Below are 13826 nucleotides of genomic sequence, written 5' to 3'. Positions count from 1 at the left end.
CTTGTCAAATACCGACATCCGAATTCTGCGAAGGTGAAAAGTCGCTAGCGGTAAAGCCGCAGCTCAAGCTCACTTGCGCAACTTTCGCTCAGTTTGCCTCCTTTTTGCTCGATTACGTCATCGCGATCCATGATCTTGTCGCATTTCATACACTCGTCGACCCGGCACGCGACAGGCCCGGGCGGAGGGATGTCGCAATGCGAAATTTCTTCCCAGTCGCGGCTTTCCATGCCAATGTCGCAATTCGACAAGCTGAAGCGCATATTCCAAGCGACGAATATGCGAGCCTTAATGCATGTCGCCAAAAGTGCGCAGCGGTTTGGGGCTGACGACATGCACGAAAGCGACGACCTGAAGTGCGTCGCATGAATTCGATCTATGCAACGTGCTTTAGCCTGGGAGGTTTTATGCACAAACCGCTGACGAAGAAGCGTTCGCTCGTCTTCTTTCTGGTGCCAAACTTTTCGATGCTGCCCTTTTCGGCGGCGATCGAGACGCTCCGCATCGCCAACCGGATGCTCGGTTACGAAGCCTACACGTGGCGTCTCGCCTCGACCGACGGCCAAAAGGTCTATTCGTCGGCGGGCATTGCGCTCGAAGTCAACACCTCGCTCGCCGACGAACGCAAATATCTCGGCGGAGAAAGCCGCCCATCCATGGTGCTGGTCTGTTCGGGCGTCTATGTCGAGGACTTCCAGAACAAGTCGGTGAATGCATGGCTGCGCGAAGCCTATAACCGCGGCATCGCCGTCGGCAGTCTCTGTACCGGCGCCCATGTGCTCGCCTCGGCGGGCCTGCTCACGGGCAAGCGCTGCGCGATCCATTGGGAAAACCTGCCGGGCTTCTCCGAGAGCTTCCCCCAGGCCGATGTCTATGCGGACCTCTACGAGATCGACGGCAACATCTATACGTGCGCCGGCGGCACCGCCTCGCTCGACATGATGCTGAACCTGATCGATCAGGATTTCGGCGAGAACCTCGTCAACCGCGTCTGCGAACAAGCGCTCACCGATCGGGTGCGCGGGCCGCACGACCGCCAGCGGCTGCCGCTGAGAGCGCGTCTCGGCGTCCAGAACGCCAAGGTCCTGTCGATCATCGAACTGATGGAGAGCAACCTCTCCGAGCCGCTGTCGCTACTGGAGATCGCAGAAAGCGCGGACCTGTCTCGCCGTCAGATCGAGCGGCTTTTCCGCCAGGAGATGGGCAGATCGCCTGCCCGCTATTATCTGGAAATCCGCCTCGACCGCGCCCGGCACCTGCTTATCCAGTCGTCCATGCCGGTTGTGGAAGTCGCCGTCGCCTGCGGCTTCGTTTCCGCTTCGCATTTTTCGAAGTGTTACCGCGAGCTTTACAACCGCTCGCCGCAACAGGAACGCGCCGAGCGAAAGCTGACGCTGCAGATGGCGCGGTAGATCGCCGCGTTTTCGATCCTCTGGAACATAGCAGAGTTGAACGAAGCTCCGATTCGTTCGAACGGACCGATTAGAGCACTTCCGTGCGGAAGTGCGTAGTTTCAAAGTGTTAGAGCATTTCCCTGTTTCATTGAAATAGGGAAAATGCGGGCTCGCTTTCCGGCCGCGCCGTCGCGCTGCAGCGAGGGATTTCTTTTTTCGCCCGCTTTCAATTCGGCCGGAGCGCCATTTTCTTCGGATAACGGCCGTCTCTCACAAAAAATTAACGATTGTGCCGACCCCCACTTTCTTTGGGCCGCTGTTTTACTTATGGTCGCATAACGCGAATTTTAGCTGCGTTATCATCCATAAGTTGTTTATCATATATCACGAGAGATAATCATGTCCGGTCTCGCCTTGCCCGTGGCCTTCGCCGTTGCGCTGACGGTAACAAGCGCTCACGCGACCTTTGCCGACGAACTGACTTCCTCCCGAAATTGGTCGGGCTGTTACCTGGGCGCAAATGTGGGCTATGGCCGCGCCGATGCCGAAGCGACGGATTCGCCGTTCACACAGGGGCCATTCGCGACGGGCGGGACCTCGTGGAACAGTGTCGGTCCGCCCTACGAAGTGATCAAGAGCGATGACCACGGCGCGATCGGCGGGATCGAAGCCGGTTGCGACAGGCAGTTCGATGTCGATGGACTGACACTCGTCTTCGGTGGCGCGGTCGATTTCAGCCTGATGAATCTCGCCGGCACCGGCACGTCGGCACTCGTCAACGATACACATGCAAGCTTCGACACCGACTGGGCCGGCACCGCGCGTCTTCGTGCCGGACTTGCCGCCGACGACCTGCTCTTTTATGTGACCGGCGGTGTGGCCGTGGCCGATATCGCCGTGCGCGCCTACGACCTTAGCGACTGGCCGACGATCGGTCAGATGAACGTCTCCGGCGGAGGAACAAAGAGCGGCTGGGTGGCTGGTGCCGGGGCTGAATGGCGCTTTGCAGAAAACTGGTCGGCAATGCTCGAATATCTTCATTACGATTTCGGCAAGGTGACCGCCTCGGGCGCAGCGATCGAACCGGTCGGCGCGTTCCCGCGCTACGAAAACGATCTCGATTTCGATGTCGTGCGGGTCGGAATCCGTTGGCGAATGTGACTTGCGAACTGAGCGGCAGGGACAAAGACGCAGGGCGATGCCTCGTAAGCGGATAAAAACCTTTTTAATCAACGAATTATGAGTTTCTCCGGACGCCTGTGAAGCGAACGGGGTCGTAGACAAAAACAGAACGGACACGCCCATGGCTCGGAGTCAGTGCCGTTCCCCCCAGGCGATCGCGGCAGACATTGCAGGAGTGCAGACATGGCGCAGACATTGATCGACTTTTCCGCCGGGCAGATCACCGACGGATCGGCCGGTGGGGCCGATAATGTCCTTAGCGCCGGCGGGCTCGTTTTCACGATAACCGCGCAAGGAAACTGGAGCGCCAATTTCGACAACGGCCGTTTCAACTTCGCCGAGGATCCGGCCTATGGCGGCGAGCACTTCTCGATCGCCATCACCAGCGCAACCGGAGCGTTGATCGACTTCTACGATTACCAGATCAGCGTGAACGCCGATCCTTTGATCGTGAATGGTTGGTCGCCCGGGCTCGGTCTGGACGGAACCAGCTGGCCTGACGACAATATTCACGGCGATGGGGTCGGACCTTACTATTATCGGGCGATCTTTGCCGGCAATGTTCCCGCTGTAAGCAGAGGGGCATCGCTCAGTGTGGGAGACCTCATCATTCCGGAGACGACGACCACCGGCACGATGAGCTTTTGGCTCGATAATATAACGATCGACGCGAACCACCGGCCGGTTGTTACCAATTTCGATGCCTCCGACGCAAAGGACTATGTCAGCGGCAGTCAAGCTGCGATACTGGTGGATACGATAAGTCCGGCTGCGGTCACCGATGCTGACAACACCGGCTGGAGCGGCGGACAGGTGCGCTTCACGCTTTCCGGACTGGTCCCAGGCGAAGATGCCCTTGGTCTGCAAAACCAGGGAACAGGTGCCGGGCAAATCGGAATTTCAGGTTCGGTCGTTACCTTTGGCGGCACCGCTATCGGGACAATGAGCGGAGGCGGTGCGGGGTCCAGCTTCCTGCAGGTCGCTTTGAACGGCAACGCTTCGGGCGCCGCAGTGGAAGCCATTATTCACAATCTGACCTACGCCAACATGGGCGCCTCGCCCACCGGCACAAGGACCGTCTCTGTTACGGTCCGCGACGCCGAAGGCGGCAATTCGACAACGACATCTACGACGGTGAATCTCGTCGCAGCCAATGACGCCCCGGTGACGACGACGTCCGGTGGTACCGGATCCTTTACGGAGGGAGATGCACCGGTGGCGATCGACACCGGACTGACCGTGTCCGACCTCGACAACGGTACACTCGCCTCGGCGACCGTCCAGATCACCGGAAACTTTCATTCCGATCAGGACGTTCTGACCTTCACGAATACCAGTTCGGCCGCGTTCGGGAATATCGATGCCACCTATAACTCCCTGACAGGCGTTTTGACCCTTACGTCGCCGGGCGCAACGGCAACAGTCGCGCAGTGGCAGGCGGCGTTACGGACTGTCACCTATGTGAACACCTCCGAGGCACCAACCGCCGCGGCCCGTACGATCAGCTTCAGCACCAATGACGGTACTAGCGACAGCGCTCCTGCCACGAAGACCATCGACGTCGGCGCCTTCAACGATGCGCCGCAAATTGCCGCGCCCGCCGCAATCGCCCTCATGGAGGACACGTCGGCCGCTGTCACGGGCATCTCCTTCTCCGACGCGGACGCTGGCGGCAGTTCCGTGACCGTCACCTTCTCCGTGCCATCGGGATCGCTCTCGGCCGTCAGCGGCAGCGGTGTCACGGCAGGCGGAACGGCGACGGGCCTCACGCTCACCGGCACGATGGCCGATATCAACGCGTTCATTGCTGCCGCCAACGTGACTTTCACGCCGGCCGCGAATGCGACCGGCAACGTGATCCTCACGACGAGCATCACCGATGGCGGAAGCACAGGCAGCGGCGGCGCGCAGACCGCGACCGAAACGACGGCGCTGCAAATAACGGCGGTCAACGACGCCCCGACGGTTTCGGCTCCCGCTGTGGTCAGTGTTTCCGAGGACACTGCGACTGCAATTACGGGCATTTCCTACGCGGATGCGGATGCGGGGTTCAGCAGCGTCACAGTTACTTTCAGCGTCGCCTCGGGATCGCTCGCGGCGCAATCTGCCGGCGGCGTTACCATTTCCGGCACGAGTGCATCGCTGGAAATGACCGGCTCCCTGGCCGACATCAATGCCTTCATTGCCGGTTCCAATGTCACATTTACGCCGGCGCCCAACGCGACCGCCAACGTCGTTCTGACGACGGAGATAAACGACCTCGGCAATGCCGGGTCCGGCGGCGCGAAAAGCGAGGCTTCTTCCACGACGCTCGTGCTGAGTGCCGTGAACGATGCACCCGTAAACCACGTCCCGGCGGGGCAATCGGTTTCGACCGACGGCGCCCTCGTCTTCAGCCTTGCAAATGGAAATTTAATCTCGATTGCCGACGTCGATGCCGGCGGCGGTACGGTCCTGGTGACGCTTACCGCCGAACACGGCCTGCTTACGCTCGGCGGCACTACGGGCCTGACCTTCATTGCCGGCGCCGGCGCGTCCGATTCGGGCATGATCTTTACGGGTTCTTTGAGCGACATCAACGTCGCACTGAACGGGCTGGTCTTCTCGCCTACTGCCGGCTATTCGGGCGACGCTTTACTGAAGATCGAAACCAATGATCAGGGGCTTTCCGGCTCAGGCGGTACGCAAAGCGATAGCGATACGATCGCCATCGCCGTCTTGTCGCCGGCTCCGAAGATCCTCAGCGTCGACACTGTCGCGCCTGACGGAGTCTACAAGGCAGGAGATACGATCACACTGACCGTAACCTTCGATGGCGCCGTCAACGTCGACACCACCGGCGGAACGCCCACATTGCTGCTGGAAACCGGTGCCACCGACCGGCTCGCTGCATATATCTCGGGTTCCGGATCGAATACGCTGTCCTTCAGCTACACGGTTCAGGCGGGTGATCTGACGCCGGATCTGGATTATGCGGCCCTCACCGCGTTAGCGGCGAACGGCGCGGCGATCCGAAGCGCCACCAATGTCGACGCCGATCTGACGCTCCCGACTCCGGGCGGCGCCAATTCGATCGCCGCACAGAACAACATCGTCGTGGACGGCGTCGCGCCGACGGTCACCAGCGTAGGAGTGCCTGCAGCCGGCACTTACAAGTTCGGCGACAGTCTGAACTTCACGGTGAACTTCCATGAGGCCGTGATCGTGGACACCACCAACGGCGTTCCGCGACTTACGGTTATCCTCGATACGGGCGGGACAGCCTATGCCGACTATGTTGCAGGAAGCGGCAGCACCGCTCTGGGATTCCGACTGACGGTTGCCGATAATCAGGCGGATTGGACAGGCATCACGCTCGGCCCCCTCACGCTCAATGGGGCGGCTATAAGTGACAGCGCCGGCAACAGTGCTCTGCGGACCTTGAACAATATAGCACCCACCGATTTCGTCCTCGTCGACGGCATCGTCAACGACGCCCCCACCCTCACCGGCGACCTAAAAGCGACGGTCGCGGAGGGCGGAACCTATAAGCTCACGACGGCGGATCTCGGCTATTCCGATCCGGACGACACAGCAGCGGGTGTTACTTTCACCGTCTCGAGCGCCGTCAACGGCTCTGTCCTCGTCAACGGGTCAGTGGCCGCGAGCTTTACCGCAGCGCAACTCGCAGCCGGCCTCGTCTTCTTCCGGCACAACGGCTCGGAGACCACCGCTGCCTCCTTCCGTGTCGCCGTCGAAGACGGCAATGAAGACAATTCCGCGCCGACGCCTGCGACCTTCAATTTCACCGTCAACCCCCTCAACGACGCCCCCATACGCACCGGCGACCTGAAAGCGACGGTCGCGGAGGGCGGAACCTATAAGCTCACGACGGCGGATCTCGGCTATTCCGATCCGGACGACACAGCAGCGGGTGTTACCTTCACCGTCTCCAGCGCCGTCAACGGCTCTGTCCTCGTCAACGGGTCAGTGGCCGCGAGCTTTACCGCAGCGCAACTCGCAGCCGGCCTCGTCTCCTTCCGGCACAACGGCTCGGAGACCACCGCTGCCTCCTTCCGTGTCGCCGTCGAAGACGGCAATGAAGACAATTCCGCGCCGACGCCTGCGACCTTCAATTTCACCGTCAATCCCCTCAACGACGCCCCCATACGCACCGGCGACCTGAAAGCGACGGTCGCGGAGGGCGGAACCTATAAGCTCACGACGGCGGATCTCGGCTATTCCGATCCGGACGACACAGCAGCGGGTGTTACCTTCACCGTCTCCAGCGCCGTCAACGGCTCTGTCCTCGTCAACGGGTCAGTGGCCGCGAGCTTTACCGCAGCGCAACTCGCAGCCGGCCTCGTCTCCTTCCGGCACAACGGCTCGGAGACCACCGCTGCCTCCTTCCGTGTCGCCGTCGAAGACGGCAATGAAGACAATTCCGCGCCGACGCCTGCGACCTTCAATTTCACCGTCAATCCCCTCAACGACGCCCCCATACGCACCGGCGACCTGAAAGCGACGGTCGCGGAGGGCGGAACCTATAAGCTCACGACGGCGGATCTCGGCTATTCCGATCCGGACGACACAGCAGCGGGTGTTACTTTCACCGTCTCCAGCGCCGTCAACGGCTCTGTCCTCGTCAACGGGTCAGTGGCCGCGAGCTTTACCGCAGCGCAACTCGCAGCCGGCCTCGTCTCCTTCCGGCACAACGGCTCGGAGACCACCGCCGCCTCCTTCCGTGTCGCCGTCGAAGACGGCAATGAAGACAATTCCGCGCCGACGCCTGCGACCTTCAATTTCACCGTCAACCCCGTCAACGACGCTCCTAGCCTTACGCTCACGCAGAACCTCACCCGCATTGCCGAAGATGCCTCGACGGGAACGGCTCAGAAGGTCGCTACTCTTGTGATCGCCGATGACACCCAGGGCACCAATCTGCTGTCTTTGAGCGGCGCGGATGCGTCGCTGTTCGAAATCCGCGCCAACGTCCTCTGGCTGAAGGCAGGAGCCCGGCTCGATTTCGAGGCAAACCCATTCCTCGACGTGACCATCGGGCTTGATGACTCATCTATCGGAGCAGGACTAGAAGCGACCAAGACGATCAGGGTGTCCGTCACCGACGTCATCGAGCGTTATATCGGCACGGCCGGCGCCGACCGCCTCACCGGCACCGCGGTGAACGAGGCCTTTGACGGAGGAGCGGGCAACGATGTCATCAACGGCGCAGCCGGCAATGATACGATCATTGGCGGCGCGGGAGCCGATCTGCTGACGGGAGGAGCAGGGAACGACACCTTTGTTTTCAAATCACCGAACGACTCGGCGCCCGGCTTCTCCGGCTATGTGAACAATGTTGCATATGGGCCCGCCTCTGGTGCCGGATATCGCGACACCGTGACGGACTTCGGGAACGGCTTCGACCGGCTCGATTTATCCGCCATCGATGCGAACACCGGCGCGGCCGGCAATCAGGCCTTCACGTGGCGGGGCACCGGCGAATTCTCCCGTCACACGGGCGAGCTCATCTACAAGACGTTCAATCCGGCGGGCACAGTCGACGATAAGACGATCATCTATGGTGATGTCAACGGCGACGGCCGCGCTGATTTTCAGATCGAGCTTTCCGGGTTGAAGAGCCTCGTGACGGGAGATTTTCTGTTGTAAGCCGGCCGGACCGCGTCTCGGCACTCCCGCCTCCCCGATCACAATGCCAGGACGTTCAGAACGGCAAATTCCGACATCAACCCGCGGCGCCGGTCGCCCGACCCGCCCGAATGGCGGTCGTCCTTCAGGCCGGGATCTTGGTCCTCGCGTTCAAAGTTCTCACCTTGGTGAGCGTATCGAGGTTCTGATTGACGCGGCAGTAGAATTCCTCGTTGACGAAGGGGCGAACGACGAAATCGTTGCCGCCGGCTTTGAGGAACCGGGCGGAAAGCAGCCGGTCCGTCGACGACGACACACCGATGATCCTTAGCTGATGCGGGCCGTGGGCGGCGCGGATTCGCCGCGTAAGCTCGAAACCGTCGATATCAGGCATATTGTAGTCGGTTATGACGAGGGCGATGTCCGGATTGTTCTTCAGGATTTCCAGCGCCGAAGAGCCGTTTTCCGCCGAGCTCGTTCTGAAATTGTAGCGCTTCAACTGCGTCGTCAACACGGCCCGGGCCGTCGCGCTATCGTCGACGATCAACACGTGATGCTGCTGGTTCGTCAGGAATCGGCAGACGGACTCTGCCAGCATATCGACAGCAAAGACGCTGTCCTTGATGACATAATCGACAATGTCCTTGGCGAGGATCGTCTCGCGCGTGCTCTCCTGAAACGAACCGGTGAAGACGATCGTCGGCACGCTCATTTCGATCAGGTAGGTGAGTGCCTCTCCGTTCTCTGCGCCTGGAAGGTTGATATTGGAAATGGCGAGAGATGGCGCGAAGGAAGCGTTTTCGACAGCGAACTGCAGGTCCTCGTAGTCGCGACAGACGATCACATCGATATCGAAAAGCTCCTTCAGCCGCTTCGAGACCATCGAGGCAAAGAGGTTGGAGTCCTCGGCAAGCACGATACGGTGTTCGCCGAGGGATTCACCGGAAAAGTACATTCCGGAAATGCCGAAGAATGACATTGATCGCCTATGAAAAAGAGTGTCGCCGGAAGGCACCCTAGGAGCAAAACGCTTTATCCGGTGTTAATGGCGCGCTCATCCAAATGTCCGGCAAAGGCATCTCTCAAACGAAGACGACATCATCCGCCGAAAGGTCGGCAAGTGCGACCTTGTCCAGCAACAGACCGAATGTATCGGATCCGTTGAAGGCGATGTAGAGCCCGTCTTCCGTCTCGGTCGCGGCGGCAACCAGGTCGGCGAAGCTGTCGATGCGCGTGGTGTCGGGTGCATATCCGGTAAAGCGCAGCAGGTCGCCGCCGTCCGCATCGAAATCCGTGATACGATCCACACCTGCGAACGAAAACGTATCGGACGACCACAGGAAGGTATCTGCGCCTGCTCCGCCCGTCATGACATCGTCACCCGCGCCGCCCCAAAGCACGTCGTTTCCGGCGCCGCCGTCCAGCCGGTCGTTGCCGTCGTTGCCGGCGAGCTGATCGTCGCCTGCAAGCGTGCGGATGCTATCGTTCCCCGAGCCGCCGGACAGCTCGAATCTCTCGATATTGGTGAAGATCAGCGCCGTACCCAGCGTGCCGGTCGAAGCGTCGAAATTCGTGCCCGGCAGGGGATCGACGACGCGCAACGTATCGCTGCCGCCACCGCCATCGATAAAGCCGGATGGCGCAACCACCTGGATGAGGTCGTCGCCAGCGCCGCCGTCGATATATGTCTCTCCGTCGCCGAAACTCGTTCCGCCGTCGTAAATCTCGTCGTTCCCATCGCCGCCGGCGAGCACGTCGTTCCCGCCCGCACTGATCAGGATGTCATCGCCGGCGCCGCCATAGAGGGCATCGTCGCCGCTTCCGGAGGCGACATAATCCCTGCCGCTGCCGCCGGCGACATAATTGTCGCCCTCGCCCATATGGGCGGTGAGCGAAGACAGATTTCCGGCGATCAGCGTATCACTGCCGCCGCCGAGATCCACGCTTGCAACCTCGATCCCGCTGATCAGCGTGCCCGTCGAGGCAAACCCCTGCCCGAAATCGATAGTGACGCCGTCGGTTCGTCCTTCCTCGAAGATGGAGAGTTTATCCCAGCCGCTCCCGCCGTCGATCACCGCGGAGGAAAGCGTGGTGATGATGATGTCGTTATGGTCTCCGGCAAAGATCCGGTTCGCGCCAACAGTGTCGTTGATGATGTCGCCGCCGCTGCCTGTGTCGATCGCGTCGTCGCCCAGCATGCTGGTGCCGTCGTCGCCGTCGACGCCGTATGGGCCTACGACGTCGTTCCCGGCGCCGGTCGAGATGATGTCGTCGGTGGCGGCGCCGAATATCCGGTCGTTGCCGCTGCCGGTCGTCAGGACCAGCCTCTCGATGCGATTGAAGAAGATGTGTTCCCAGTTCGCCGTGTTGTAGCCGATGATGCCGTGACCGTGCTCGCCGCTGAACCGGACGTCGGAGCTGACGTTCGACAGGTCGACCACCAGCGTATCGACGCCGGCACCGCCTGTAACCGCGCCTCCGGTCCCGATCAGGCTGATGAGATCATCTCCCTCGCCGCCGTCGAGCCGGTCATACCCGCTCCTGCTTGTCAGACGATCGTTTCCAGCCCCGCCGTCGACGAGGTCATCGCCGCCGCCGGCATCGATCTCATCGGCGCCGGCTAGACCCCAGATGCGATCCTTCTCCTCGGTTCCAGATAGGGTATCGTTTCCGGCCGTCCCCACGACTGTAGTCATGTCGCTCATCCCCTGAGTTGCGAAGAAGGCCACTAATATTAAATTCCAAAGAACAAATCGAGATACGGCTAAAAATAATTTTCGTATTACAAATATAAATTACATTACTTCAAATATATAATTACATTGCACCAAACCGAAATGCGGCCTGACCGCCAGCCGATTTCCGTATAGAATGTGTTCATGAGCGAAGCCCAACCCCTTTTCGATGTGCTGCGCCATTCGGCAAGGACGGAGGTCGCCGATGCATTCGAGCGGCTCGTTCGGGATGCACCCGATCACAGGCTTTGCCGGATCAATGCGCTCGCCTTTGCCGCGCGCGAAGGCCTCGACGAGGAAGAGACGATCGCAGGCTTTCTGCATGCGTCGCGCCTGGGCATTTTCGAGCTTTCCTGGAATGTGCTCTGTCCGGGTTGCGGCGGTGTACTCGATGCCAACACGTCCCTGAAGACGGTGCAGAGCACGGAGTATACCTGCGCGCTTTGTGCCGCCGGTTACGAGCCGACGCTCGACGAGATGGTCGAAGTCACCTTCACGGTCAGTCCGCGCGTGCGCCGCATCGGAGCACATACGCCGCATGAATTGCCGCCGGCCGAATATTTCCGCCAGATCTATTGGGGTTCCGGCATCGACCTGCCGGAAGAGGATTACGAAGCAAAGGTCGACGAATTCCTGTTGGAGGCACTGGAACTGCCGCCAGGCGAGAAAGCCGTGATCTCGCTGCAGCTTCCCGCGGAATTCGTCATCATCTTCGAGCCGGTGACGCATGCCGCGCAATTCCTGGATGTGAGCGGCGAACCGACAAGGGAAAGGAGGAATCTCGGGCTCGTCTTCGATCGCTCGCACCGCCATCACGAGACGCTTAGCTTGCCGCCCGGCCCCTTGCGCGTCTCGGTGGAGAACCACGCCGAGGTTCGTACCCTGCCCTCGATCTGCGTGGCAGGCGAAGCGCTGCATGCCCTGCTCGGCCGCCGTCGGCCATTTCTCACCGCCAAGCGGCTGCTCTCCAACCAGACTTTCCGCGACATCTACCGCACCGACACGCTCGATGTGGACCAACGGCTGAAGATCACCAGCCTTACTTTCCTCTTCACCGACCTGCGCGGCTCGACGGAACTCTACGAGCGCGTCGGCGACCTCGCGGCCTTCGACCTGGTAAGAACGCATTTCAACGTCTTGAACGAAATCGTCGCGGCCGGGGCCGGCGCCGTCGTCAAGACGATCGGTGATGCGGTCATGGCGACTTTCCCGACGCCCGACCGGGCTGTCACCGCGGCAATGCGGATGCGCGAGGCAATGCGCGAACTCAACGAAGAGCGCGGCAGCGAGGACCTGCTCCTCAAGATCGGCATCCATGAGGGGCCGTGCATCGCTGTCAACCTGAACGACCGGCAGGACTATTTCGGCCAGACCGTCAACATCGCCTCGCGCGTGCAACATCTCGCCACCTCGCGTGAGATCTTCGCGACCGGCTCCGTCCTCGAGGATCCTCGAGCATCCGGTGTGCTCTCTGATCGGGGCCTAAGTCCGATGGCGCACAACGTGACGCTAAGAGGAATTGCCAACGAGATCAGCATTTTCGCGATCCCGTGAGCCGCTCTTACGCCAAAGTTCTAAAGGAAATTCTTGCAGCTTGTGGCGTTGCTGTCGGTATCGGCCTTCGTCCAGCGTCCTGGGTTCGGTAACACCACGAACGAGGAGAGCCGGAATGAGAAAGATCATCGTTGGCGCATTCGTAAGCCTTGACGGAATCATGCAGGCGCCGGGCGGACCGCACGAGGACCCGGTCGGCGGCTTCGACCATGGCGGCTGGGCCGCCCCCTATTTCGACGAGACCATGGGACAAGCGGTGGACGAGATGTTTTCCAAGCCGTTCGATCTTCTGCTTGGGCGGAAGACCTATGACATCTTCGCCGCACACTGGCCCTATGCCGGCCCTGACGATCCGATCGGTCCGCTCTTTGACCGGATCACCAAATATGTCGCCACGCGCAACCCCGATCTGAGGCTCGACTGGCAAAACAGCCGTACTCTCGGCTCCGACCCAGTTGCAATGCTTAAGAAACTGAAGAGCGAGGAAGGTCCCGATCTTTTGACCCAGGGTTCGACCGACTTCCTGCAGACCCTGCTCAGCAACGATCTGGTAGACGAGATGTACATCTCGTACTTTCCGGTTGTGCTCGGAAAGGGCAAGCGGCTCTTTGGTCACGGCGCCATGCCGATGGCCATGAAACTCCTCGGTTCAAAAGTCTCCGGGACGGGCGTCACCGCCAACAAATACGTCCGCAGCGGCCCTGTCGTAACAGGTTCGTTCGAGTTCGAACAGCCGACCGAAGCGGAACTGGAGCGGCGAAGAAAGCTGAGCTGATCTTCCGCTTTGCACGTGCCGTCGCCCAACACGGTGCGGGGCTACGGCCCCGCATTATCTTTGAAAGGCCCAACTTCCGGCGGCCTTCCGGTCCCGGAGGATACGCCGCACGTGGCGTCACTTCACAACGACGGAGCCGTTGACGATTTCGATCGTCTCGTCGCCCTGGAGTCCCACGCGGTCGCCGCTCGGCGCAGTGACGAAGCAGCCGCCGGGGCAGATCACTTCCGTCGCACCTGCATCGATTGCCACTTCGATCCGGCTCTCCCCTTCGACGATCACCAGAACAGCGGCCTCGCCATCCTTGTTTGTAACGGTCGCGGCATAGGCCACGCCAGCCCACAGCATTGCGGACACCATAACGACAGCATACGTCTTCATCACATTCGGCGCACGAGCGCCGCCCCCGTTTCGGCCGGCCGCCTTCCCGTCGCGAAAAGGAGACGCCGGCCACCCCTCTAGCCACGGCCAGCCTACTGCATGTTTCCTTTGATCGTAACCGATCAAAGGTCAAAAACATGCAGCAGATCAAAGCGCTACAGCGACCTTGGCGCGTCT

8 protein-coding genes are annotated in these 13826 nt (G+C 60.6%); 5 read left to right on the top strand and 3 right to left on the bottom strand.

The features are described 5' to 3' along the window. The first annotated feature begins 407 nt into the window (after nucleotides 1–407). The 3 genes from M1D43_RS03115 to M1D43_RS03105 all read left to right on the top strand — a co-directional run bounded on the left by M1D43_RS03115 (nucleotide 408) and on the right by M1D43_RS03105 (nucleotide 8225). A complete protein-coding gene (locus M1D43_RS03115; RefSeq protein WP_003530649.1) occupies nucleotides 408–1412 on the top strand; it encodes a GlxA family transcriptional regulator in 1005 nt (334 codons plus the stop codon). 381 nt (nucleotides 1413–1793) lie between these two features. Then, a complete protein-coding gene (locus M1D43_RS03110; protein WP_153313386.1) occupies nucleotides 1794–2555 on the top strand; it encodes an outer membrane protein in 762 nt (253 codons plus the stop codon). Between the two features lie 204 nt (nucleotides 2556–2759). Then, the gene (locus M1D43_RS03105) at nucleotides 2760–8225 is read left to right on the top strand and encodes a beta strand repeat-containing protein (protein ID WP_498814087.1); all 5466 of its coding nucleotides are present in this window, start codon (nucleotides 2760–2762) and stop codon (nucleotides 8223–8225) included. Nucleotides 8226–8349: 124 nt separating this feature from the next. Here M1D43_RS03105 and M1D43_RS03100 read toward each other — a convergent pair whose 3' ends face one another. Both M1D43_RS03100 and M1D43_RS03095 read right to left on the bottom strand, forming a co-directional pair. Next, nucleotides 8350–9183 carry a response regulator gene (locus tag M1D43_RS03100; RefSeq protein WP_153313919.1) on the bottom strand — a complete coding sequence of 278 codons (834 nt, stop codon included), beginning with the start codon at nucleotides 9181–9183 and terminating at the stop codon, nucleotides 8350–8352. A 103-nt stretch (nucleotides 9184–9286) separates the two neighbouring features. Next, on the bottom strand, nucleotides 9287–10900 hold the full coding sequence (locus tag M1D43_RS03095; RefSeq protein WP_153313920.1) for an SMc04171 family calcium-binding repeat protein: 1614 nt from the start codon (nucleotides 10898–10900) through the stop codon (nucleotides 9287–9289). A 183-nt stretch (nucleotides 10901–11083) separates the two neighbouring features. Between M1D43_RS03095 and M1D43_RS03090 the strand changes: the two genes are divergently transcribed. Next, nucleotides 11084–12493 carry an adenylate/guanylate cyclase domain-containing protein gene (locus M1D43_RS03090; protein ID WP_003530079.1) on the top strand — a complete coding sequence of 470 codons (1410 nt, stop codon included), beginning with the start codon at nucleotides 11084–11086 and terminating at the stop codon, nucleotides 12491–12493. Nucleotides 12494–12608: 115 nt separating this feature from the next. Then, on the top strand, nucleotides 12609–13268 hold the full coding sequence (locus M1D43_RS03085; protein ID WP_153313921.1) for a dihydrofolate reductase family protein: 660 nt from the start codon (nucleotides 12609–12611) through the stop codon (nucleotides 13266–13268). A gap of 117 nt (nucleotides 13269–13385) precedes the next feature. On the opposite strand, the gene M1D43_RS03080 is transcribed toward M1D43_RS03085, so the two are convergent. After that, entirely contained in the window at nucleotides 13386–13649 is a 264-nt protein-coding gene (locus M1D43_RS03080) for a hypothetical protein (RefSeq protein ID WP_013844605.1), read from the bottom strand. Nucleotides 13650–13826 lie beyond the last annotated feature (177 nt).

Source organism: Ensifer sp. R1-3, assembly GCF_056739175.1.
This window is presented reverse-complemented; position numbering and strand designations above follow the sequence as displayed.

Bases quoted from the DNA above. Each gene is read 5' to 3' on its own strand.
- M1D43_RS03095 (WP_153313920.1), bottom strand. From the start codon at position 10,900: ATGACTACAGTCGTGGGGACGGCCGGAAACGATACCCTATCTGGAACC.
- M1D43_RS03110 (WP_153313386.1), top strand. From the start codon at position 1,794: ATGTCCGGTCTCGCCTTGCCCGTGGCCTTCGCCGTTGCGCTGACGGTA.
- M1D43_RS03100 (WP_153313919.1), bottom strand. From the start codon at position 9,183: ATGTCATTCTTCGGCATTTCCGGAATGTACTTTTCCGGTGAATCCCTC.
- M1D43_RS03115 (WP_003530649.1), top strand. From the start codon at position 408: ATGCACAAACCGCTGACGAAGAAGCGTTCGCTCGTCTTCTTTCTGGTG.
- M1D43_RS03080 (WP_013844605.1), bottom strand. From the start codon at position 13,649: ATGAAGACGTATGCTGTCGTTATGGTGTCCGCAATGCTGTGGGCTGGC.
- M1D43_RS03105 (WP_498814087.1), top strand. From the start codon at position 2,760: ATGGCGCAGACATTGATCGACTTTTCCGCCGGGCAGATCACCGACGGA.
- M1D43_RS03085 (WP_153313921.1), top strand. From the start codon at position 12,609: ATGAGAAAGATCATCGTTGGCGCATTCGTAAGCCTTGACGGAATCATG.
- M1D43_RS03090 (WP_003530079.1), top strand. From the start codon at position 11,084: ATGAGCGAAGCCCAACCCCTTTTCGATGTGCTGCGCCATTCGGCAAGG.